Annotated in this window: 17 protein-coding genes and 2 pseudogenes; 14 read left to right on the top strand and 5 right to left on the bottom strand. The window is 67.5% G+C overall.

Features of this window, described 5'->3' with window-relative positions; translation table 11 throughout:
* Positions 1–410 precede the first annotated feature (410 nt).
* Entirely contained in the window at positions 411–677 is a 267-nt protein-coding gene (locus Y590_RS05250; protein WP_135299905.1) for a hypothetical protein, read from the bottom strand.
* Between the two features lie 792 nt (positions 678–1,469).
* Between Y590_RS05250 and Y590_RS05245 the strand changes: the two genes are divergently transcribed.
* A complete protein-coding gene (locus tag Y590_RS05245; RefSeq protein ID WP_060768938.1) occupies positions 1,470–4,805 on the top strand; it encodes a helicase-related protein in 3,336 nt (1,111 codons plus the stop codon).
* An 87-nt stretch (positions 4,806–4,892) separates the two neighbouring features.
* Here Y590_RS05245 and Y590_RS05240 read toward each other — a convergent pair whose 3' ends face one another.
* Entirely contained in the window at positions 4,893–6,338 is a 1,446-nt protein-coding gene (locus Y590_RS05240; protein ID WP_286161854.1) for a carbohydrate porin, read from the bottom strand.
* 571 nt (positions 6,339–6,909) lie between these two features.
* On the opposite strand from Y590_RS05240, the gene Y590_RS05235 reads away from it, so the two are divergent.
* From Y590_RS05235 to Y590_RS05175, 13 genes and pseudogenes are all read left to right on the top strand, one after another.
* The gene (locus Y590_RS05235) at positions 6,910–8,220 is read left to right on the top strand and encodes a transporter substrate-binding domain-containing protein (protein WP_060768936.1); all 1,311 of its coding nucleotides are present in this window, start codon (positions 6,910–6,912) and stop codon (positions 8,218–8,220) included.
* A 66-nt stretch (positions 8,221–8,286) separates the two neighbouring features.
* Positions 8,287–9,171 (top strand): urea ABC transporter permease subunit UrtB, encoded by an 885-nt coding sequence (gene urtB / locus Y590_RS05230; protein WP_060768935.1) that lies wholly within the window; start codon positions 8,287–8,289, stop codon positions 9,169–9,171.
* Between the two features lie 68 nt (positions 9,172–9,239).
* Positions 9,240–10,361 (top strand): urea ABC transporter permease subunit UrtC, encoded by a 1,122-nt coding sequence (gene urtC / locus Y590_RS05225; protein ID WP_060768934.1) that lies wholly within the window; start codon positions 9,240–9,242, stop codon positions 10,359–10,361.
* 11 nt (positions 10,362–10,372) lie between these two features.
* Positions 10,373–11,113 carry an urea ABC transporter ATP-binding protein UrtD gene (gene urtD / locus Y590_RS05220; RefSeq protein ID WP_060768933.1) on the top strand — a complete coding sequence of 247 codons (741 nt, stop codon included), beginning with the start codon at positions 10,373–10,375 and terminating at the stop codon, positions 11,111–11,113.
* A gap of 2 nt (positions 11,114–11,115) precedes the next feature.
* A complete protein-coding gene (gene urtE / locus Y590_RS05215) occupies positions 11,116–11,814 on the top strand; it encodes an urea ABC transporter ATP-binding subunit UrtE (RefSeq protein WP_060768932.1) in 699 nt (232 codons plus the stop codon).
* A 451-nt stretch (positions 11,815–12,265) separates the two neighbouring features.
* Entirely contained in the window at positions 12,266–12,706 is a 441-nt protein-coding gene (locus tag Y590_RS05210) for a N,N-dimethylformamidase alpha subunit family protein (protein ID WP_060768931.1), read from the top strand.
* A 126-nt stretch (positions 12,707–12,832) separates the two neighbouring features.
* The gene (locus tag Y590_RS05205; RefSeq protein WP_083530759.1) at positions 12,833–15,265 is read left to right on the top strand and encodes a N,N-dimethylformamidase beta subunit family domain-containing protein; all 2,433 of its coding nucleotides are present in this window, start codon (positions 12,833–12,835) and stop codon (positions 15,263–15,265) included.
* A 494-nt stretch (positions 15,266–15,759) separates the two neighbouring features.
* The gene (locus tag Y590_RS05200; RefSeq protein ID WP_060772166.1) at positions 15,760–16,143 is read left to right on the top strand and encodes a DUF2750 domain-containing protein; all 384 of its coding nucleotides are present in this window, start codon (positions 15,760–15,762) and stop codon (positions 16,141–16,143) included.
* Positions 16,144–16,223: 80 nt separating this feature from the next.
* Positions 16,224–16,457 (top strand): annotated as a pseudogene (locus Y590_RS05195) (IS5-like element ISMra2 family transposase); the annotation flags it as partial.
* A gap of 33 nt (positions 16,458–16,490) precedes the next feature.
* The gene (locus Y590_RS05190; RefSeq protein ID WP_060768929.1) at positions 16,491–17,582 is read left to right on the top strand and encodes a Rieske (2Fe-2S) protein; all 1,092 of its coding nucleotides are present in this window, start codon (positions 16,491–16,493) and stop codon (positions 17,580–17,582) included.
* A 17-nt stretch (positions 17,583–17,599) separates the two neighbouring features.
* Entirely contained in the window at positions 17,600–18,289 is a 690-nt protein-coding gene (locus Y590_RS05185) for a tetratricopeptide repeat protein (protein ID WP_502689505.1), read from the top strand.
* A gap of 10 nt (positions 18,290–18,299) precedes the next feature.
* The gene (locus tag Y590_RS05180; RefSeq protein WP_060768927.1) at positions 18,300–18,605 is read left to right on the top strand and encodes a hypothetical protein; all 306 of its coding nucleotides are present in this window, start codon (positions 18,300–18,302) and stop codon (positions 18,603–18,605) included.
* Between the two features lie 106 nt (positions 18,606–18,711).
* Positions 18,712–19,035: a hypothetical protein gene (locus Y590_RS05175; RefSeq protein ID WP_060768926.1), complete on the top strand. Its 324-nt coding sequence runs from the start codon at positions 18,712–18,714 to the stop codon at positions 19,033–19,035.
* A 12-nt stretch (positions 19,036–19,047) separates the two neighbouring features.
* Here the strand turns inward: Y590_RS05175 and Y590_RS05170 are convergent.
* From Y590_RS05170 to Y590_RS05160, 3 genes and pseudogenes are all read right to left on the bottom strand, one after another.
* A pseudogene (locus Y590_RS05170) lies at positions 19,048–20,009 on the bottom strand (TIGR03885 family FMN-dependent LLM class oxidoreductase).
* A gap of 8 nt (positions 20,010–20,017) precedes the next feature.
* A complete protein-coding gene (locus Y590_RS05165) occupies positions 20,018–21,868 on the bottom strand; it encodes a glycoside hydrolase family 15 protein (RefSeq protein WP_060768925.1) in 1,851 nt (616 codons plus the stop codon).
* 66 nt (positions 21,869–21,934) lie between these two features.
* Positions 21,935–22,828, bottom strand: a complete 894-nt coding sequence (locus Y590_RS05160; RefSeq protein ID WP_060768924.1) for an SMP-30/gluconolactonase/LRE family protein — start codon at positions 22,826–22,828, stop codon at positions 21,935–21,937.
* Between the last annotated feature and the right edge of the window lie 11 nt (positions 22,829–22,839).

Below are 22,839 nucleotides of genomic sequence, written 5' to 3'. Positions count from 1 at the left end.
GGCCTCAACGGGCAGTTTCAGGCGGTCTTCCGGAGTGCTTGGCGAGCTCAGCGCGAAGGCGTTCCGCCTCGGCTTCGTGCCTCACAGCAGATGCTCGGATCTGTGAGCACAGATGGTCATAGAACAAGCGTAGCGACTCCGTCAGGCGCGCCATCAGTTCCTCCATCGCGATAGCCGTTTACCCACCACACAGTGATCGGCGACACCACCCAATCGGCGGGCGAACTTCGAACCATGCCTTCAAGATTGGTTGCCTCTAGCGTGCCATCAAGAGCGGCTCGCGGCAGGCCGAGGAGACCGGTGCAGTGTTGCCAAAGCTGCTTCGGCAGCCCCTGCGCGGTTGGGATCTCGCGGTGGTGCAGATCGGCAGCGATGCCGGGACAGGGTCTGTAGGCCGGCAAGGGCGGAGGTCAGTGCGCCTCAGCAAAGAGTGTTCGGATCAGCCGCCAGAGCTCGCGGTGCCCGGTCGTTTGCCCCGCCTGCAAGAGATACTCCGGGATTTCCAGCTGCTCCTTACCGTGGTCTGAGTGGCCAGCCCCACGCACGTCCGTATGCTCCCATTCGTGCTCGACGTAGAGGCGCTTCGTGTCCGTGTCGAAGACCAAACGCCACCAATCCTCATTGTTTTCGACAGGGCCTTTGGCCGATCGTTGAAGCTCGCGGACGAGTAGGGCCATCTCGAACACTCCTGCGGTGAGCCCGAAGCTACTTCAGCCAGCGGCCGACCGCGAGGGGTTCCGCTCGCGTCTCGTCACACGAGGGCCGCGGCGGAGAACCGGATCAATGGCAGTTTGAATGGTCGTTAGTGTCTCTCACAAAACTCCCGCCGCGCTGTCATCGCCAGCACGAGAACGGTCAGAGACCGGCAGTCTTGTGAGGCACTCTTAAAGCGTGTCCCAAATTTCCTTGCGACAGTGGTCCGAGGTTGCTGGATCCATATCGGCTCCGCCGTGCTGTCTGCCAATGTTCAAGGCCCTCGATGGAGCGAAGAAGCGGATCAGGCCTTTGCCACCGCACGCCTCCCCGTTCGCATACGACTCTGGAGTGCCGAGGTCGGGTTCTTGGATTCTGCTCCCGAGCGCTCGCAGATGTGGCCCACTTGTGCCGCGCTCGTCGCTCTTGGATCGCCGGTGCTCAGCGAGCTAAGTTTCTGATGTTCCAGGAGGGGTTTAGCGAACTGGAGAGCCGGGTCCCCCAACTTCGGAGGGCAACGCTCAATCCAGCTGAGCTACGGGTGCTGACCGTGGCTCGTGAGTAGTCCCAACTCGGCGGCAGCCGCAACGGCGCTGCGCGGCAGTGTCGAGCCGCGTGATGGCCGGACGTGCGGCCGGGCCGTCCTGCGCCGGTTGGCCCGGTGGTCCCCAGGGAAGTGCGGTGGAAACCGGGGATGGTGACGCAGAATAGGAACCGCTGGCCGGCCGTGCGGCGTTCCTGGGAGCCGACCCCGGAAGTCGTTCGATGGAACAGAAATGGCACAGTCCAGGACCGCCAAGCCCCGAGACGACCAGGATGCGAGCCCGGATGGGGGCGTCGCTCCGCTCGTTCCGACGGGAGCCCTGGCGGTGGCTCTGCTCGGTTTCGCGCAAGCCGCGCGGCCGTTGATCCACGTGGCCCGCGATGGCCGCCGCCTCGACGAGATCGCCGCGGTCCTGCGCGCGCTGGCGCCGGAGCGGAGGGTGGCTGTCTATCCCGAATGGGATTGCCTGCCCTTCGACCGCGCTTCGCCCTCGCGCGGTGTCATGGGCGCGCGCACCGGCGTGCTGCGCTGGTTGACCGACGACCGGGCACAACCGGACATCGTCCTGACCACCGCCCCCGCGCTGCTGCAGCGCGTGCCTCCGCCGGAAACGTGGGAATCGGCCCATATCGAGCTGCGCGTCGGCGAGCCGCTCGATTCGGAGCAGCTGACGGCGCAACTGGCACGGCTCGGCTATATCCTCGACGATCGCGTCGATGAGCCCGGCGAGGTGGCGGTCCGGGGACGGACCATCGACGTGTTCCCGGCCGCCGCACCGCTTCCCTGCCGGGTCGAGCATGACGGCGCGCGCATCACTGCGATCCGCTCCTACGATCCGGTGTCGCAGCGCTCCCGCGTCGAAACCGGGCGGCTGGTGATCGATCCGGCCACCGAAATCATCCTGGACCCGGATTCGCGCTTCGCCCTGGAGCCGTTCACCGGACAGGAGCACCGGCTTGCCCGGTTCTATCCCGCGCTCGTGACGATGCTCGATTACGTGCCCAAGGCGCGCCTCGTGGTCGAGGCCGGGGTGGAGGAGCGTGCCGCCGCGTTCTTCGAGCAGATCGCCGAGGGCCGCGAGTCGGACGGGGCGGTGTCACCTTCCGGGAGCCGGCGGGACGACCGATCCCAACAGAAGCCCGCACCGGATCTCTATCTCGCCTCCGAGGAATGGGCGGAACGGGTCGAGGCACGCAGCCTCGCGGCGGCCACGACCGCCGAGGCGGAGCGGATCGCAGGGCCGGTTTTTGCCCGCGAGCGCCGCCCCGAGGTCTCCTTCGCCAAAGCCCTGCGCGCTGCGCTGAAAGCGGGCGATCGCGTCGTGCTTGCCGGCCCCAAGGCGCCGCTGCGCCGCCTCGTGCGCGCGGCCGCCGCGGCCGACGAGCGAACCGTGCGCCTGATCGATGCCTGGGCCGACGTCGAGACGGCGGAGCCCGGCGCGATGCTGGCGATCGAAATGCCGGTCGAGGCGGGGTTTCGCGTGCCGGAGGCCGGTGCGACGGTGATCGCCGCGGCGGATCTGTTCGGGCCGCTGGCCGCAGGCGCGGGGCGGCGGGCCGCCGTGCTGCCGATCGGCGAGGTCGAGCTGCGGGTCGGCGATGTAGCGATCGATCGCGATCACGGCCTGTGCCTCTTCGAGGGGCTGGAGGCGATCCGCGCCGGTCAGGAGGACGAGGAGGACGCGCTGCGTCTGCGTTTTGCTGATGACGCCATCCTCATGGTGCCGGTGAGCCAGGCGGACCGGATCTGGCGCTACGGCTCTGAGGCCGAAGCCGTGACCCTCGACCGGCTCGACGGCGGCACCTGGGCCCGGCGGCGGCTGGAGACGGAGGCGACGCTCGCCAAGGCGGCGCGGGCGATGCTGAAGGCCGCGCAGGAGCGCCGGGAGGCCCACGCCCCGCAGATCGTGCCGCCCGAGCGCGAGATGGAACGGTTCGCAGCCGGTTTCGGCTATCCGCTCACCGACGATCAGGCCGGGGCGGTGGAGGAGACGCTGGCCGATCTCGCCCGCGAGACGCCGATGGACCGGCTCGTCTGCGGCGATGTCGGCTTCGGCAAGACCGAGGTGGCCCTGCGCGCCGCGGCGGCGGCGATCTTTGCCGGACGGCAGGTCGCCGTCATGGCGCCGACGACGGTGCTGGTCCGCCAGCATGTCGAGACGTTCCGGCGCCGGTTTGCCCGGTTCGGCATCGAAGTGGCGCATCTTTCGCGCCTCGTGTCCCCCGCCGAGGCAAGGCGGGTGAAGCAGGGCTTGGCCGATGGCAGCGTCCGCCTCGTCGTCGGCACCCAGGCGCTCGCCGGGCGCGGCGTGTCGTTCCACGATCTCGGCCTTGCCATCATCGACGAGGAACAGCGCTTCGGGGCCAAGACCAAGGCGAGTCTGCGCAAGGCGGCGGGCGACGCCCACATCCTCACGTTGAGCGCGACGCCGATCCCGCGCACGCTCCAGGCGGCGATGGTCGGCCTGCAGAGCCTCAGCGTGATCGCTACGCCCCCGGCGGTGCGCCAGCCGATCCGCACGGTGATTGCCGCTTTCGAGGAGACGACGCTGGCCGCGGCGCTGCGGCGTGAGCACCGCCGCGGTGGGCAGAGCTTCGTGGTCTGCCCGCGCATCGAGGACATCGCGCCGATGGCCAAGCGCCTGCGTGCGCTCGTGCCGGGGCTCGACGTGGTGACGGCGCATGGCGAGATGAAGCCCGCCGAGATGGACGACGCGATGGTTCGCTTCGCCGACGGCGAGGGCGATGTGCTGCTCGCCACCAGCATCATCGAGAGCGGGCTCGACGTGCCGCGCGCCAACACCATGCTGGTCTGGGACGCGGAGCGGTTCGGCCTCGCGCAGTTGCACCAGTTGCGCGGTCGCGTCGGGCGCGGGCAGCGGCGCGGGGTGGTGTACCTGTTCGGGCATCCCGACAAGCCGCTCAGCCCCTCGACGGAGAAGCGGTTGCGCACGCTGGAGGCGCTCGACCGGCTCGGGGCGGGCTTTGCCATCTCCGCCCGCGACCTCGACCTGCGCGGGGCGGGCGACCTCGTCGGCGACGACCAATCTGGCCACGTCAAACTCGTGGGGCTCGGCCTCTACCAGCACCTGCTGCAACTGGCCCTGCGCGCGGCCAAGGGCGAGGCGGCCGAGGATTGGAGCCCGGAGGTGCGGATCGGTCTGAACGGCCGTGTGCCCGCCGACTACATCCCCGAACCCGAAATCCGCCTGAGCCTCTACACGCGCCTCCTGCGCCTGCGCGCCGAGGCCGAGATCGACGCGCTGCGCGACGAGATCGAGGACCGCTTCGGGCCCCTGCCGGAATCGGTGGACGCGTTGTTCACCCTGGCGCGCCTGCGGATCGGATGCCTCGCCCTCGGCATCGTCCGCCTCAGCGGCGGTCCGCAGGGGATCGCGGCCGACTTCCATCCGGACAGGCAGGCACCGGTGATCCCGGTCTCCGACGAGATCACGGTTCGGGATCGGCGTATCGTCATCCGTGGGGGCTGCGACGACCCGGTCGAGCGCGGCGCACGCGCCGCCGTTTTCCTGCGCCGTCTCCATGAAGCCCGCGACCGGCGTGGTTGATCGGTGATGGCATGAACGGCAAGCCCTCCCGGTTACCGAAAACCGGGAGGGTACGAGGCGGGGGAGGCCGCGTGTTCGGAACGAGGGCTAGCCCGGTGCGAGGCCGAGGAGGGTGCCGAGCGGGACGACGAGGGTTGCGCCGGCGTAGAAGCCGTCCTTGGCGCGCCGCGCGGTGAAGGGGTTCCAGAACGTGTTCGGGTTGACCACGTACTGAACCACCGGCTCGATGATCACGCCCGCGCCGACATCGAAGTGCGCGTTGGCCTCGAACACGAACTTGTCGCGCGAATACGGGGCGCCCGAGCCGCCCGAGATGAAGTTCGCGTCAGACAAGAACTGCGTGTAGTTCTCCGACAAACGCTGCCAGTTCATCTTCAGCCCGTAGCTGTCGTTGGGCCGGCTCTGGTCGGGCGCGTCGAGGCGCACGCCGACGAACGAGTTGAAGCGGATCGGCACCGTCGGGTCGAAGGAATAGCCCGTGCCGGTGTAGAGCGAGATTGACGTCGGGTGCGGGTTGGCGACGAGGCCGCCATCGGCGCGCCAGACCGTCTGCGTGCCGGTGAGCACGATGCCGGAGGTGCCGTTCTTCTGCAGCACCGGGGCGCCGGGGTTCAGGCCCTTGGAGGTGCCGAACACCGTCTTGAAGTTGTCGTCGTGATCGGCCGTGTTGAAGAAGCCGGTGAGCGAGGCGCGGCCGGGATAGGCGGTCATGGTGTAGTCGGTCTTGGTGCCGATCTCGGTCATCACCAGCGCGCCCGAGAGCCGCTCGTAGCCGAAATCGTAGCCCGAGAGCGCGTTGGTGCCGGGGTTCACCGAGAAGGCGCCGGCCTGGACGTAGCTCGTGGGCGAGAGCTGGTAGGCGGCATTCGCCCCCCAGACGGCGTAGAGCGGCGAGGTGAAGCCGGCGTTGATGTAGAACAGGTCCTGGAAGCAGGAATTGATCGAGTTGCACGGCGGCAGGCCGTAGTAGCGGTCGGGGTGGGTGCGGCCGACCTCGATGACGAGGCGGTCGTCGAGCAGCTTCTGCTGGTAGGTGAGCAGCGAGAGGCGGTTGTTGTTGGGGTTGAACGGCGGCTGGTAGCCCACCGTGGTGTCGCCGATATCGGCGGCCATGTTGAGATTGCGGACGTTGCCGAAGAAGGTCTGGGTGAACTTGATGGTGCCGCCACTGATGTTGGCGATGCGCTGCATGTCGGCGGTCATGGAGAGGACGAAGTAGGTCGAGTTCGACTGCTCTCCGGTGCGCAGGCCGGCCGAGGGGTTGGCCTGGTAGAAGTTGTAGATGTTGATGTCGAAGGTGAGCCCGCGCTCGGCCATGTGGGTGGCCCAGGGGGCGAGCGGGCCGACGCGGACGGGATCGGTGGCCTTCTCGGCGATGGCCGGATCGGTGCGCGGCTGGGTCTGGTCGTTGAACTGACCCACCGGAGAGGCCTGCTGCGCAAGGGCGCTCACAGGCAGGCCGAACGCCAGGGCGCCGAGGAGCGTGCCGGCCGCCCGTGCCACTCGTCCGGGCCGAGCCGATCCTGGTTCCATTCCGTATCCGCCGCGTCGCATCCTACATTCCCCTTGCTGTGCTGATTGCGGCCAAGACTTCGCTGGTCTTTGAGGTTGTTGGATTGTGCGTTGCACAACCCTGCCGCTTCTGGGTCCGGCATGACTGCCGAACGATCCGCAAGAGCCGTTCCACAGCCGATGACCGGTTTCTGGGTTTGGTCGGCTGTCTGGCTGCCGGAGGCATTGGCCGCGGCGCCGTCCGATTCTCTTGTAGTATGATCAAAACCCGCGCTTTTGCGTATTTTTTGATCATATCCGTCTGGTTCTACTACGCTGACACTGGAGAGCCTATACGGTCAACTCCCAATTTGGTCTTTTTGGATTTTGCGGCATCTTGCTTGCACGGAGGCCACGGCCGGGGCGCGAGGGCCCGCCGAGCCTGCCGCCTTTGCCCGGGAGAAAAAAAATGTCTCACCAAGAAATACACTCTTGACGCAGTGCAAGGCGCCGCCGTAGCGTTTCTCTGCAGGATATAATTTTTACTTATTGAGCGTTGAGACAAGTGTCCGCTCAAAAACGAGGCAACTGCACAATATTTAAGGGGAACGAGATGGATCTGACACGTCGGAAGCTATTAAAGCAGTCTTCGCTCGCCGCCGCAGCGATTGCCGCCCCGCACCTTTGGCTGCCGACGGCCCGCGAAGCCTGGGGCGCCACCTTGAAGAAGGGCGAGCCGATCAAGGTCGGCCTCCTGTTTTCCCTGTCCGGCCAGCTCGCGGTTCCGGAGGAGGACTCGACCCTGGTGATGCAGTACGCCATCGACGAGATCAACAAGAACGGCGGGATCGCCGGGCATCCGATCCAGCCGGTGATCGTCGATGCCAAGTCGGACTTCAACGTCTACTCGGAGAAGGCCAAGGAACTCATCATCCGCGAGAAGGTGATCGCGCTGTTCGGCTGCTACACCTCGGCGAGCCGCAAGGCGATCCTGCCGGTGGTGATGTCGCAGAACAGCCTGCTCTACTATCCGACCTGCTACGAGGGTGCCGAATGCACCCAGAACACGATCTGCACGGGTCCGCTGGCCAATCAGCACTCGAAGGACCTGATCCCGTACATGGTCAAGAACTTCGGCAAGAAGGTCTTCTTCGTCGGCTCGAACTACGTGTGGCCGAAGGAGTCGAACAAGAACGCCAAGATCTGGCTCCAAGAGGCCGGTGGCGAGCTGGTGGGCGAGGAGTACATCCCACTCGGCAGCTCGGAGTTCGGCCCTGTCCTCGGCAAGATCCGCGATGCCAAGCCGAACTTCATCTTCTCGACCGTCGTCGGCGCCTCCGACATCGCCTTCCACAAGCAGTTCAAGCAGGAAGGCTTCAAGGTCGATTCCATGCCGATCGCCTCGCTCACCACGGGTGAGATCGAGACCAAGGCGATGGGGCCGGAATTCGGCGCCGGGCACTTCCTGTCGGCACCCTATTTTCAGTCGCTCGACAACCCGACCAACCAGAAGTTCGTCGAGAACTTCCTCAAGAGCAAGTACGGCAAGAACGGCTCCACCCATTACAATATGGAAGAGACCTATCTCTCGGCCTACGTGTTCAAGGCCGGCCTTGAGGCCGCGATCAAGAAGACCGGCAATGTCGAGGAGGTCACCTCGCGCATGATCCGCGACGTCAGCGGCGGCGTGCGGGTCGAGGACGACATCTCGCCGGAAGGCCTGATCTGGATCGACGGCGACAACTTCAATTCCTGGCTCAAGCCGAAGATCGGCCAGTGTCAGGCGGATGGCAGCTTCAAGATCGTCTCGGAAGCCAAAGAGCACGTCGCGCCCGATCCGTACTCGATCTACCCGAATGCCGGGAAATGCACCGCCGCGGGTCTCGTCGCCCCCGACGGCAAGAGCCGCAAGAACGTCATCTGACGCGTTCCGCGCAACCGCTCCGGCCGCGTTTCTTCGCGGCCGGGCCTTCGCATTCACGGAGGTCCCGTGACGTCCCTCGACATCGCACCCTTTGCCAACGCCCTGGTGCTGGGGCTCAGCATCGCCAGCATCTGGCTCATCGCCGCGATCGGGCTGACGATCATCTACGGCACCGTCGGGGTCATCAACATGGCCCATGGCGAGTTCATCATGCTGGGCGCCTACACCTCCTACGCCCTGCAATCCTCCCTCGGCCTGCCGTTCCTGCTCTGCCTGCCCGCCTCGTTCGTCGTGGTCGGGCTGATCGGGCTCGTGATCGAGCGCGGGTTGATCCGCTACCTCTACAACCGCCCGCTCGACACGTTGCTCGCCACCTGGGGCGTCTCGCTCGTGCTGATGCAGGGCGTGCGGCTGATCTTCGGCTCCGACCCGAAATACATCGCCGTGCCGGAGATCTTCCAGAGCAACGTCGAATTGGGCTTTGCCAGCCTGTCGGCCTTCCGCCTCGTGGTGCTCGGCATCACCGCGCTCATCGTCGCCGCGACCGCCTACCTGTTCTACCGCACCCGCTTCGGCATGCAGGTGCGGGCGGTGATGCAGAACAAGGAGATGGCCGCCTCCTTCGGCATCAATGCCGACCGGGTCTACATGACGACCTTCGCCCTCGGTGCGGGGCTTGCCGGCATCGCGGGCTCGCTGTTCGGCGTGCTGGCGATCGTGCTGCCGACCATGGGCACGGCCTATGTGGTGCAGGCCTTCCTCGTCGTGGTGGTCGGTGGCGGCACGCTGATGGGCAGCGTCGCGGCAGCGGGGCTGACGGGCGAACTCCAGTCGGTCTTCGCCTTCGTCACCAACGACACCTTCGCGCGCTTCCTCCTCTACGTGCTGATCGTCGTGTTCCTGCGCTTCCGCCCACGCGGCCTCTTCGCCGTCGCCAAGGGCCGCCGATGAAACGCCGCTCCGGGAGGCCCGCCGGCCTCTCCCTTCTTCCCGCCCGTCATGAAGAGTCTCACCCGCAGATGACGACGCGCAATCTCTATCACAGCAAGCCGGCGCAATGGGCGGTCTACGGACTGTTCTTCGTCAGCATCGCCCTGATCCCGGCCTTCGTCTCCGACGGCTTCCTGCTCAACCAGTTCGCCGTCTACGGCATCTACGGAATGCTCGCCCTCTCGATCAGCCTGTGCTGGGGCTTCGGCGGCATCCTCAATCTCGGCCAGGGCATCGCCTTCGGGCTCGCTGCCTACGGCATGGCCATGACCATGCAGATGCAGTCGCAGGATCCGGAGTCGAACCCGATCCCGCCCTTCATGCTCAACAACAGCCTGGAGCACCTGCCCTGGTTCTGGCAGCCGTTCTGGAGCACCGGCGGCGGCATCCTGCTGGCGCTGATCGTGCCGACGCTGTTCTACGTCGTGTTCGGCACTCTGATGTTCCGCGCCCGCGTCTCGGGGCCATTCTTCGCGATCATGTCGCTGGCGATGCTCTCGGCCTTCGCCACGCTGATCCTCGATATGCAGCCCTACACCAACGGCGCCAACGGCATCTCGCCGCCCGCACCGCTCAGCCTGTTCGGCACCGACATCGACCCCTACGGCCCGACCGCCTACTGGATCGTCTGCGGGGGGCTCATCGCCGTCACGGTCGGCGCAAAGCTGCTGACGCAGAGCAAGTTCGGCCTCGTCATCCAGGCCCTGCGCGGCGACCCCGAGCGGGTGCGCTTCCTCGGCTACAACGTCGCCCTTTACGAGACCTGCATCTACGCGATCTCCGGCTTCATCGCCGCGCTCGCCGGCTGCCTCTGGGTGATGCTGATCCAGTACGTCTCGCCGGCTCAGCTCGACACCACCTTCAGCATCGGCACGGTGATCTGGGCCGGGATCGGCGGGCGCCTGTCGCTGCTCGGCGCGATCCTCGGCGCCTTCCTGATCCAGGGCGGCCAGAGCTATCTCGGCGACCAGTTCCTGGCGACTTGGCTCTTGATGCTCGGCGCCTTCTTCATCGTCGTCGTGCGCTTCCTGCCCAAGGGGCTGGCGGGCCTCCTCGAGAAGGTGCTCGGCGCGCTCGCGCGCCAGCCCGGCAAGCACGCGCGGCCCGACCTGCCGCACGCCATCTCCGGTGCCCCGGCGGCGGGCGAGTAAGGGAGGGGATGATGGGCGTTCTCGAAATCCGCGACCTGCACAAGAGCTTCGGCGGCACCAAGGTCATCAACGGCTTCAGTCTCGACGTGACCGAACTGACTTTGTGCTGCCTCGTCGGCCCCAACGGCGCCGGCAAGACCACCACGATGGATCTCATCACCGGGCGCCAGAAGCCGACCTCCGGCTCCATCGTCCTGCGCGGTGACGACATCACCGCTTTGAGCGAGCATGAGATCGCCCAGCGCGGCATCGGCCGCAAATTCCAGGTCCCGGCGGTGTTTCGCGAACTCAGCGTGCGCCAGAACTTCGAGGTGGCCTACAGCCGCGAGGTCAACCCGTTCCGCAACATGCTGCGGCGGCGGCCGGCGGGCTTCTCGGCCAAGCTCGACGAGGTGGCGACGCTGACCGGCCTCAAGGACCGTCTCGACGTCGAGGCGGGCTTCCTCTCCCACGGCGAGACACAGTGGCTCGAGATCGGCATGGTGCTGATGCAGAATCCGGCGATCCTGCTCCTCGACGAGCCGGTCGCGGGCATGACCGAATCCGAGATCGAGAAGACCATCGTCTTCCTCAACCAGCTCAAGCGCACCAACACCCTGATCGTGGTCGAGCACGATATGGGCTTCGTCCGGCAGATCGCCGACGTGGTCACGGTGATGCACATGGGCGCCTTCCTGGCGCAGGGAAAGCTCAGCGACATCGAGAACGACCCGCGGGTGCGCGAGGTCTATCTCGGCGAGCCGGAGGTCTGACGATGCTGCTCGATCTCGACCGCGTGACCTCCTATTACGGCAAGACGCCGATCTTGAAGGAGATCGGCCTCGGCCTGCCCGAGGGGCAGTGCCTGTGCGTGCTCGGGCGCAACGGGGTGGGCAAGACCACGCTGCTTCGCACCATCATGGGCCTGACCGACCGCACCTCCGGCGAGATCCGGATCGCGGGCGACGCCATCACCAAGGCGCCGACGCATGTGCGCGCCAAGTACGGCCTCGGCTACATCCCGCAGGGGCGCCAGATCCTGCCGCACTTCACGGTCAAGGAGAACATCCTGCTCGGCACCTTCGCCCGCACCGACGGGCGCCAGGACGTGCCGGAGCTCTGCCTCACCCTGTTCCCCTATCTCGCGCAGAACCTGCACCGGAAGGCCGGCCTGCTCTCGGGCGGGCAGCAGCAGCAGCTCGCCATCGCCCGGGCGCTCGCCACCAACCCGCGCATCCTGCTCCTCGACGAGCCGACCGAGGGCATCCAGCCCAATATCGTCGCCGAGATCGGCCAAACGCTGGGGCGGCTCAACAAGGAGTTCGGCATCACGCTGATCCTCACCGAGCAGCACATCAAGGTCGCGCGCAAGCTCGGCGACGCCTTCCTGATGATGGAGAACGGCCGCATCGTCGCCCGCGGACCGATCGGCGAGATGACCGACGAACTGATCGAGCGGCACATGACGATCTGATCCGCGTCCCGCCTCATCGTGGCGAGGCGGAGCCATCCAGGGCGCTGTGCTGAGAGTGCCTCGCAAAACTCCCGGTCTCTGATCGTTCTCACTCGGGCGATGACATCGCGGCGGGAGTTTTGTGAGAGACACTTATGCGGCGATATCGCTTCGCTGACGCTCGTGATGGCCTGAGACCTTTCATATCCTGCGTAAAAAACGTTTCTCTGCAAGAAATATGCGCTTGACCCTTGAGCCGGAACGGTCTTAAATCCGAAATGTAGAGAATATCGACGTATTCGGATGAGTTTTCCGAATAGTCTGGGTCGAATGGCCCGCATCTCAACTTCTCAACGGAGCGCCAATGCTCCGCCGGAACGGGCCGCCCGCCGGATTGCACCGGCAGCGCGTGCGGGCCCGCAACTATCTCCCGCCGCAACGGCGCGGCCGGGACCCACGAGGAGCGACGACGATGGAACTGATCCCGAAGAAGGGCACGCCCGAGCGCGAGCGCCTGATCGCGGCCCACAAGGCCTGCATGGATTCGATGAAGGGCGTGGCCGGCAATTCGGTGGTGCTGTGCGAGACGCCCGGAGACACCACCGTGGTGACCGGCGGCGTCCACACCGACCCGGTGCTCAAGCGGGTGCTGCTGCGCATGCGCGGCGCGAGCCCGAAGGGCAAGCTGATCGTGATCTGTACCCAGGTCGATGCCGAATGGCGGATCGCCCGGCTCTCCGGCATTCGCGGCGTGCCCCCCGAATTCGTCGGCGACAAGATCTACACCGACGAGCAGGAAATCCAGCACGCCATCTTCCTGATGCGCCTCGACGAGCTCTCCGAGAGCTTCGGCTTCCCGGAAGACTATCACGAGGGCTGGAAGCGTAAGGACGACAACTGGCCGGTCACCTGAGCGGCCGAACCTTCGCCAGACCGTCGATCAGCGGGAGGCCGCAGGCGCCTCCCAGCGCCCCCTCGCGCAAGGACGCGCGGACCCGTCGGGGCGTGGACCAGAGACGCTCCCCAAAGGATTGACCCGATGACCACCATGAGGCTGACCGGCTACGCTGATAAATTCGGCGTGCATCCCGGCGATACGATCCAGTTCTACGTCAATTGCGACGGTCCGTCCGAGTACAAGGTCGAGATCGTCCAGATGATCAACGGCGACACCAATCCGCGCGGCCCCGGCTACATCGACAAGCCGGTCGAGGCGGCGGTCAACGGCACCTATGCGGGCAAGAAGCAGATCATCCACGGCGGCTCCTACGGCTACGTGCCGGACGCCAAGCCCTTCCACGTCGAGAGCTTCACGCTCCAGTGCTGGATCTGGCCGACCGCGCCCAAGACCCATCCGCGCTACTGGAAGCACGGGCCGCAGGGGCTCGTGACGAAGTGGTCGAACGAGTGCGGCTACGGCCTCTTCATCAACGAGGAGGGCTGCCTGGAGCTTCGCATCAACGAGCACCGGATCACGACCGGCGTGCCGCTGCGCGACCATGCTTGGCATTTCTGCGCCGCGACCTTCGACGCGGCCACCGGCACCGTCACGCTGATCCACGAGCCGCAGGTGGTCTACGCCCTCGATCCCGAGATCGCCCCGGTCGAGGCGAGCCTGAAGGTCGCGATCGCCCACGCCCCCGTCCCGGTGGCGCTCGGCGCCTATGTCGAGCGGCTGGCGCCGGAGGATCCGCTCGCCGCCTCCTCGAAGCCGGCCGGCGTGGTCTTTGCCGGCAAGTATAACGGCAAGATCGACAGCCCGCGCATCTGTAACCGGGCGCTCTCGCGCGCCGAGATCGAAATGATGAAGGCCGGCGCCCAGCCCGGCCTGACCGAGCGGCGCAATGCCGGCCCGACCGGAAAGCTCTCCGAGTGCATCGTCGCCGCCTGGAACTTCTCCGTCGGCATCGACACGCTGACGGCGAAGGACGAGGGGCCCTACCGCTTCGACGCGACCCTGGTGAACTGCCCCAACCGCGCGATGACCGGCTACAACTGGTCGGGCCAGAACTTCGACTGGAAGCACGCGCCGCAGGAATACGGCGCCATCAGCTTCCACGACGACGACGTGGACGACGCCCGCTGGGTCTCCGACTTCGCCTGGGCCGTGCCGGAGACCGGCGTGAAGAGCCGGTTCTACGCCGCCAAGCTGACGACGGCCGAGGGCGACGAGGAGTTCATCCCGTTCTGGGTGGTGCCGCGCATCGGCCAGGAGACCGCCAAGATCGCGGTGATGGTGCCGACGATCAGCTACATGGCCTATGCCAACGAGCACGTGGCCTGCAATGCGGGCGGGGCGGAACTGTTCGTCTACCGCGTGCCGATCATGCAGCAGCAGAACATGTTCCTGTCCGAGCACCGCGAATACGGCGGCTCGATCTACGACACCCACACCGACGGCACGGGTATCTCGATCTCGTCGCGCCTGCGGCCGATCCTGTCGATCCGACCGAAATACGACCACTTCCTCGCCCAGGCGCCGTGGCAATACCCAGCCGACCTCCACCTTATCTACTGGCTGGAGACGATGGGCTACGAGTACGACGTCTTCACCGACGAGGACATCACCTACGACGGGCTGGCGCGCATCGAGAACTACAACGTCATCATCACCGGCTCGCACCCGGAGCACAATACGGGAACCCAGCTCGACGCGCTCCACAACTACACGCAGCGCGGCGGCCGGCTCATGTATATGGGCGCCGACGCGTGGTACTGGGTCCACTCGTTCCACCCGGGCTACGAGGACAAGGGCCGCGGCATCGTCACCGAGATGCGCCGCTGCGAATCCGGCATCCGCACCTGGCGGGCCGATCCGGGCGAATACTACCACCAGGGCACGGGCGAACTTGGCGGGATGTGGCGCTTCCGCGGGCGCTACCTGCACGCGGTGGCCGGTGTCGGCATGTCCTCGGAAGGTTTCGACGTGTCGAGCTACTTTTCGCGCACGCCAGATAGCCTGGACCAGCGCGTCGCCTGGGCCTTCGAGGGCATCGACTACGACGAGAAGCTCGGCAATTTCGGTCTGGTCGGTGGCGGCGCGGCGGGTCTCGAACTCGACATCGTCGACACGATGCTGGGCTCGCCCCCGCACACCCTCACGGTGGCGACTTCGGCCGGGCGGCACACCGAGGCCTACCTCCTCGTCATGGAGGATTTCGGCTTCAACCAGCAGGGGCTGGACGGTACCACCCATCCGCGGGTGCGCGGCGACATCGCCTATCACGAGACCCCGAACGGGGGGGCCTGCTTCGCCTTCTCCTCGATCGCCTATTGCGGCTCGCTGCCCTGGAACAACTGCGACAACAACATCTCGCGGTTGACCAAGAACGTCCTCGATCGCTTCGCGATGGACGGCCCCCTGCCGGCCCCACCTTCGAGCGCGATCAAGCACCGCGGCCGGGCCGATTACGACCCGACGCCGATGGAGCACCGCAGCCGCAAGGAGCGCGGCGAGCCGCTGCCGGCCTGAGACCTGTTGGTCCCCGCCATGGCGGGGACCGCTTCGACGCTCCGTCCTCGCCTTCCTCGGGCGGAGCCCCGGTGGCAGCGCCGTCAGCCCCCCGTGCGCTGCCACCGGTCCCTTTACGGCTCGGAGCGCATGGCGACGAAGTAGAAACCGGTTCGTCGAAAGAATGCGCTTCGAGACAAAGACATAGAGACGCCGACCTGATGTAGTCAGGTCGGGTGGGGCTCTGGCGCGGGATTGCAAATGATGACAATTTGAGTTCGCTGCTCGCGGCGTGGTCAAGCAGAATTTGTGATTAATCGACGGGGGGGCTAACTTTCAAAAAATCGTAATCCTCCAGGCATGGATCTTGTCCGCGAGTGTGTCGAGAGGCAGGGCAGGGTCACAACTGCAGTCACTCGAATTTGCAAAATTGAGACCTGCATCACTCGTGGCGCAAGTATGGCGAGTTCGATCGAGCAAGTGCCTGGCGGCCGTGGCCTGAGGGAGTGCAATTCATGAAAGTGAGTCCGAAGAAAATTGAAGCAATATTTGCATTGCCGGATATCAAGCGCTTCGAACACTTCATCAAAATCATTGTTGACTGGGAAGAGGTCTGGGGGCTGTATCAAGAGGAATGGGCTCTTGCAGCGGCAGATGAGGGGGCGCCAGTCTTTCCACTATGGCCTGCCAAGGAATACGCGCAGGTTTGTGCTGTCAACGAGTGGGCCGGATATGAGCCGCGCTCGATCGATTTGGTTGAATTCATGGAGGTGCTGTTGCCTAAACTGAAACTGGATGGTGTCTTGCCAGGCGTACTCTTTACGCCGGCAGGCAAAGGGGTCACGCCTTCGGTGGATGATTTGAGGCTGGCCGTTGAGGCGGAGCTGCAGAACTACTGACCGCTCCGACGTCTACCTCGCGAGGGCGTTACTATGTCTGGGATTTCCTCGTTGCCTCGATGAGCGCGATGTCCTTCTCGAGCAGTTCGTTGACGCGTTGTCCAAACGCGATGGTGCCTTGGCGCGCGCTGATCCCCACCCAAAAGGACCAGCTGCGCCAGCCCGACAAGGCCGTCCACCGTGAGCGCAATCGGGTCGAGCAACTGATTAACCGATTCAAGCAGTACCGCCGCACTGCCACCCGCTACGATAAGCGGGCGGCTAACGACCTCGTCATGGTCACCCTCGGCATGACCAGGCGCTGGCTCACATGACTTTGCAGAGATGCCCTTAGAGGAGAGGAGTTCATGGCCCTCGCCGCCGCGTCCGCCGGCTTCGTGCCGGACCGCCCCGATCTCGGCCACCGCGCCGAGGGGCTCGACCTCGCCGACCCGGCCTTCTTCGCCGGCAGCCTCGACCCCGCCGCGCCGCGCCTTCTGCCGCCGGCCGCCTACCGGGCGCTCGCCTTCGCCGAACTGGAGGACGACGCGGTCTGGACCCGCTCCTGGCTCGCGATCGGCCTCGGCGCCGAGATCCCGGCGCCCGACGACCTCCTGCCCTTCACGGCCGGCCATCACGGCCTCCATGTCCAGCGCACGCGCGACGGCGGTCTCGTCGGACGCTTCAACAAGGCCCAGCACGGCGGCTGCCGCGCGGTGCCCCTGCAATGCCGAACCGGCACCAAGACCCGCTGCTCCTTCACCGCCTGCGGCTACAGCCGCGACGGCGCCGTGCTTCCGGCGGGGACCGAGGGGCCGACCCCGGCGATGCACCAGTATCTCGGCCTGCGCCCGGAGCGTCTGCTGCCGGTCGCCGCCCGCGCCTGGGGGCCAATGCTGCGGATCAATCTCGATCACGCTGCCGCAGCGCCCGAAGCGCCACCCGAGGGGCTGGCCGCGCTGACCGGCGAGACCCGGCGGGCGGAGTTCGCCGCCAATTGGAAGCTCGCGGCGCAGGCGCTGGCCGAGGGCGACCGGTTCGCGGAAGCGCCGGACAGCCTGCACCTGACCGGGCGGCTTGCGACCGGAGAGGCCGCTGCCATTGCCGCCCACTTCCCCAACCTCGTCCTGATCGAGGCGCGGGGTGAGACCTGCGCCGTGATGCTGCAGCCGACGGCGTTGGGCCGGACGCTGCTGCGGATCGGGCTGCTCGGTCCGAAGGGGAGGGCGGCGCCCGACCTTGAAGCCTCATGGGATGCATGGCTCGCCGAGATCGCCGCCCGGATGGCGCCGGCCGTTACCGCGCAGGCGGCGCTCTCGCGTCCGGACGCCGGCGAGGCCCTGCCGACCAAAGCCGCCGGTCTCTGGCTCCAGCAAAACATCGCCGCCCGCGTGCGGGCGCGGCCCGCCGCCACGGACAGCCAACCCCTCTACGCCACGGCCCAGGGCCGCGGCTGCTGATGTCTCGGGAGATGTCGATGAGCTTTGCTGTGCCCCTTGCCGTCCAGACCCTTGCGCCGCCCGTCCTCGCTGAGGGCGTCGCCGCCTTCCAGTCCGGCGCCTACGACCGGGCGCTCGCCGTGTTCCGGCCGCTCGCCGAGGCGGGCGACCCGGAGGCGCAAGCGTGGCTCGGTGCGCTCCATGCCGGCGGGGCCGGCGTGCCCGCCTCGCTGACGCAGGCTTTCGAATGGTATCGCCGCGCCGCCGAGCAGGGCCACGGCCCGGCCGCGACCAATGTCGGGGCGATGCTGGCGATGGGCCAGGGCGTGGCGCAGGACCGGGCCGAGGGCGCCCGCTGGCTGGAACGGGCGGCGGCGAGCGGCGACGTGATGGCGGCCTACAACCTCGCCACCCTGCTGGCGAAAGGCGACGGCCTGCCCGCCGACCCCGCCCGCGCCGCCGACCTCTACCGAAGCGCGGCGCAGGCCGGGCACTACCCGTCCCAGGCCCGACTCGGCCATCTCTACGCCCAGGGGATCGGGGTGGAGCGCGACCGCGTCGAAGCCTTCGCCTGGCTCTCGCTTGCTGCCGGGCACGGGGTCGGCACGGCGCTGAACGCGCTTGAGGTGATCTGCAAGGAGATGTCGGCCGAGGAGAAGCGCGAGGGCGCCGCCCGGGCGCAGGGCCGCCGCACGGAGCCCGGCCGCATCGCGCCGATTCCCGCGTGAGGGGCATCCGATGACCGCCTACAGCGTGCAGCAGATCAAGTTCGAGTTCATCAGCTACGTGAAGGAGTTCGGCGCCGATTTCTCCGCCTGGTCGGTGGGCGTGGCCGAGGATGCGTCCGCCGCCCTGTTTCACGAGCACGGGATCGACGAGGCCCGCGACATCTGGCTGTGGAAGCCGGCGGTCTCGCCCGTTGCCGCCGCGATGGTGCGCGACTGGATCTGCACCCGCCAGGGCGCCGCCGCGCTGGCGGGGGAGGGGCGTCAGGTCTTCCTGTTCCGGCGCGGACCGGCGAGTGGAGCCCCGGCCGTGGCGTAGGCGTGCGGCGCCGCCGCCGAACCGGTCTCCCAAAGTGCGGCCTCTCACGTGCGGCGAATCGCCGGCCCATGCGTTGTCGTCAGCCGACCGTGACCGGAGCGCCTTGATGTTCCTTCGTACCGCTCTCCTCATCCCCCTGCTCGTGACCCTCTCCGCCGGTGCCGAGGCGGCCCCGTTCGACGATCTGAAGGACGATCTCTCGGCCTGCCTGCGCTTCGAGGCGGACGGGGCGAAGGGGCAGCGCTCCGTGCCGATGACCGGCACGCCAGGGTTCGCACTCCGGAGATGCGCCGCCGAGATGGACCGGCTCGAACGGGCGGACCCGCGCCGGCTGCGGAGCGACCACGGTCTCAGCCCCTCGACCTGGGCCGTGATCGAGAGCGTGTTCGGGGCCGGCAGCCGTGGGCGCGTTGCCCGCACGCGGTTTTGATCCCGAGCGGCGTCAGCCGCCGAACTGGGGCAGCACGCTGCGGCCGAAGGCGTCGATGAAAGCCGCCTGACGGGCGCCGACCTGATGGACGATGATCTCGGCAAAGCCCATCTCCGCCAACTCGGCGAGCCAGGCGGCGTGCTGCCCGAGATCGTGCGAGATGCGCACGCTGGCATGCATGTCCTCGGGGCGGACGAAGCGGGTCGCCGTCTCGAAATCCTCCGGGCGGCGCAGCTCCCAGTTCGCCTCGCCTTCGATGGCGTTGCTCGACCATTGCGCATGCGCCTCGGCGAGCGCACGGGCCGGGTCGGGGGCCCAGCAGACCTTGGTCTGGAGGAAGACCGGCTTGCCCGCACCGCCGCCCTCGCGGAAAGCCTCGACCACCGGGCGCAGCGTGTCCGGCTCGATGCCGACGGTGACGAGGCCGTCGGCCCAGGCGCCGAGGGCGCGGGCGGTCGCCGCGGTGGCGGCCCCGCCGATCAGGAGCGGCGGGGACTTGGGCCGCGAGTAGAGCCGTGCGTCGATCACCGTGACGCGGCCGCGATGGGTCACGGTCTGCCCGGCCAGCAGCGCCCGGATGACCGCGGCGCATTCGGTGAGCCGCGCGTTGCGCTCGGACTTCTCCGGCCAGGGCAGGCCGGTGATGTCCTCGTTGAGGCGCTGGCCGCTGCCGAGCGCCAGCCACAGGCGCTCGAGAAACATCTCGGCGAGCGTCGCCGCCGATTGCGCGAGCACGGCCGATGGTGGCGCTCGCCCGGCGCGGTGATGATGCCGAACGGAAGCCGCGTCGTCGCCATCGCCGCTCCGAGCCAGGACCGGGCATGGCCCGAATGCCCCTGCGCGCGGCTCCACGACTTGAAGTGCTCCGAGGACATGGCACAGGCGAACCCCGCTTCGTCCGCTGCCCGCACGTGGTGCAGGAGGGCGGAGGGGGCGTGCTGCTCGTGCGAGGCGTGGTAGCCGATGCGGGTCATGCCGGCTCTCACGCCCCCGCTTCGGCCCCGTGGATACGGGGCGCCCGGCGCGAATCCGTCTCGCGCAGGGAGCGGTCGGCGTAGGTGCCCTGCACCGCTTCGCGGCCGCCATGCTCGGAGAGGTCGAGCATCAGCGCGCTGTGGATGAAGCCGAGATGGCTGAAAGCCTGCGGGAAGTTCCCGAGGAAGGTGTCGTCCTCCGCGACCTCCTCAGCGTAGAGGCCGACATCGTTCTGCAGCGCGCGCAGCGCCTGGAAGCGGGTACGCGCCTCCTCGTCCCGCCCGAGCCAGAGCAGGGCATCCACGAGCCAGAAGGCGCAGAGCAGGAAGGTGCCCTCGTGGCCGGGCAGCCCGTCGTCGTTCTTGTAGCGGTAGACGAGGGGGCCGTGGCCGAGGCGCTCGATCACCACGTCGACGGTGCGGGCGAAAGCCGCTTCGTCCACGGGGAAGCCGACCATCGGCGCGATCAGAAGCGCGGCATCGACGTCGTCGCCGCCGATATATTGCGGGTAGTATCCGTCGCGGTGGATCGCCTCGCCGTTGATGCAGGCGACGATCCGGTCGCGCTCGCGGCACCATTCCTCACGCTCGCCGAACAGGCGGATCGCCCGGTCGAGGGCGACCCAGTTCATGATCGCCGCGTGCAGGTAGCGCTCCTCGGGCTTGCGCGGCTCCCACAGGCCGGCATCGGGCTCGTGCCAATGCGCCGCCGAGACGTCGGCGAGCCGCGCCCCGTGCTTGCGCATCGCCTCCGGCATCGTGCCGCCCAGGCGCTCGTAGAGGTAGAGCAGGTCGAGCACTTGGCCGTAGGCGTCGGCCTGATGCTGCTCGGCCGCCTCGTTGCCGTGGCGCACCGGGGTGCTGCCGCGCCAGCCCTCGAAATGATCGATCTGGATCTCCTTGAGGTCGGCCTCGCCCGAAATGCTGTAGAGCGGCTTCAGGCGGCTCTCTTCCCGCTCGCACAGCTCGGTGACGAAGCCGAAGAAGGATTCCGCCTCGCGGGTCATCCCGAACTTCTTGAGCACGTAGAAGGACAGGCAGGCGTCGCGAATCCAGCAGAAGCGATAGTCCCAGTTGCGGATGCCGCCGATCTCCTCCGGCAGGGAGGTGGTGGCCGCGGCCACGATCGCCCCAGTGGGCTCGTAGGTCAGTGCCTTCAGCACCAGCGCCGAGCGCATCAGCTCGTCCGCGAGCGGGCCGGCATAGGCCGCGCCCTCCGTCCAAAGCACCCAGGCCCGGCGCGTCTCCTCCATGAGAAAGCGGACGTCCGGGCAGGTCTCGGGTGGGGTGTCGCGATAGAGGGCGAAGCCGCAGGCCTGCCCGCCCTCCAGGGTGAATCGCGCGGCGGCCAACTCGCCCTCCGTCGAGAACGCGGCCTCCGAGACGAGGCCGGGGCAACCCGGCGCGGTGACGCGGTGGCCCTCGACGGCGAGCGGCGCGAAGTCCTCCGCGAAGCCTGCGAGCGGGCGGTACTCGGCGATCATCGAGACGCAGCCCGAGACGCCGGTGACGAGGCGCACCAATCGCGGCCGGCCCTCGCCGCCCTCCGGCCCGACCATGAAGTCGTGGAGCGTCACGAAGCCGGTCTGCGTGGTGAAGGTGGTCTCGATGATGTTGCTGCGGCTCAGATATTGCCGCGCGGTCTCGAAGCGCTCGGTCGGCCGGATGGTGAAATGGCCGCCGCGAGTCTTATCGAGCAGGCGCGAGAAGGAGGGGTCGGCGTCGAAGCGCTCGAGGCAGGCCCAGTCGATCCCGCCATCGCGCGCCACGAGTGCGCAGCCCTCGCAATTGCTGAGGAGCGCGTAAGCCTCGATCGGCTGATAGGGGCGGGTCTGCGGATCGGACATCGTCTCGGACATGGTCGTTCCTGGGGCGCCGCAGGCTGGCTGCCCGGTTTCGTGGAGGGTGAGGCTCGGCCCGGCCGATCAGGCCTTGAGGCGGAAGGCCGGCTCCAACAGGCCACGGACGCCGATGTCCACGAGCAGGGTGCGCCCGTGCTCGGGGTCCTCCGCCCGGGCGGCCTCGTCCATGCCTTCGTAGGCCGTGGTGAGGAGGAGCCGGTCGAGGTCGCGGCCGGCGAAGGTCGGGCAGGTGGGCTGGCGCGCCGGGACGGACACGGTGCGCACCCGCTCGCCCGCCGGGCTGTAGGCGTCGAGGCAGGCGCCGCCGAAGCGCGCGGTCCAGATCAGCCCCTCGGCGTCCACCGCCGCGCCATCGATTCCGCCCTCGCCGCCGCTGTGGTCGTAATGGGTCTCGGGCTCGCCCACGGGCAGGCCGGTGGCGGGGTCGAGCGTGACGCGGCGCAGCACACCCTCGTCGGTATCGACGAAGTAGCCGGTCGCGCCGTCCGGCGAGAAGGCGATCCCGTTGGGGATCGAGAGGCCGGAGAACAGTCGCGTCACGCGCGTGCCGGCGACGTGGTAGATCGCGCCGCGCCCGGTCTCGGCGTCCCGGCCCATGGTGCCGATCCAGAGCGCGCCGCTCGGATGGACCCGGCCGTCATTGGAGCGGGTGCCGGCATCCTCCGCTTCCAGCGGGCAGAACAGGCTCAGGCTCCCGTCGCGGAGCGTGCGGAGGTAGAGCCCGTCCTCCGCCGAGAGCAGTTGCCGCTCGGCGTCGATGGCGGCGACGTCGCTCGCCATGAACGGCAGGGCGTGCACCTTCGCCGGGCCGGCACCCTCGCTCAGGGGCAATTCGAACAGGCGGTTCTCCAGGATATCGACCCACCACGCGGTGTCGGTCGCCGGATCGTAGCTCGGCCCCTCGCCGAGATGGCAGCGGGACGGATCGAGGACGCGGATCGACGGAGATGCGGTCAAATCGAGAGATT

The sequence above is a fragment of the Methylobacterium sp. AMS5 genome (assembly GCF_001542815.1).
In the GTDB taxonomy this organism is placed as follows: Bacteria; Pseudomonadota; Alphaproteobacteria; order Rhizobiales; family Beijerinckiaceae; genus Methylobacterium.
Note: the sequence above shows the minus strand (reverse complement) of the source record. Positions and strands in the feature narration are given on the sequence as shown.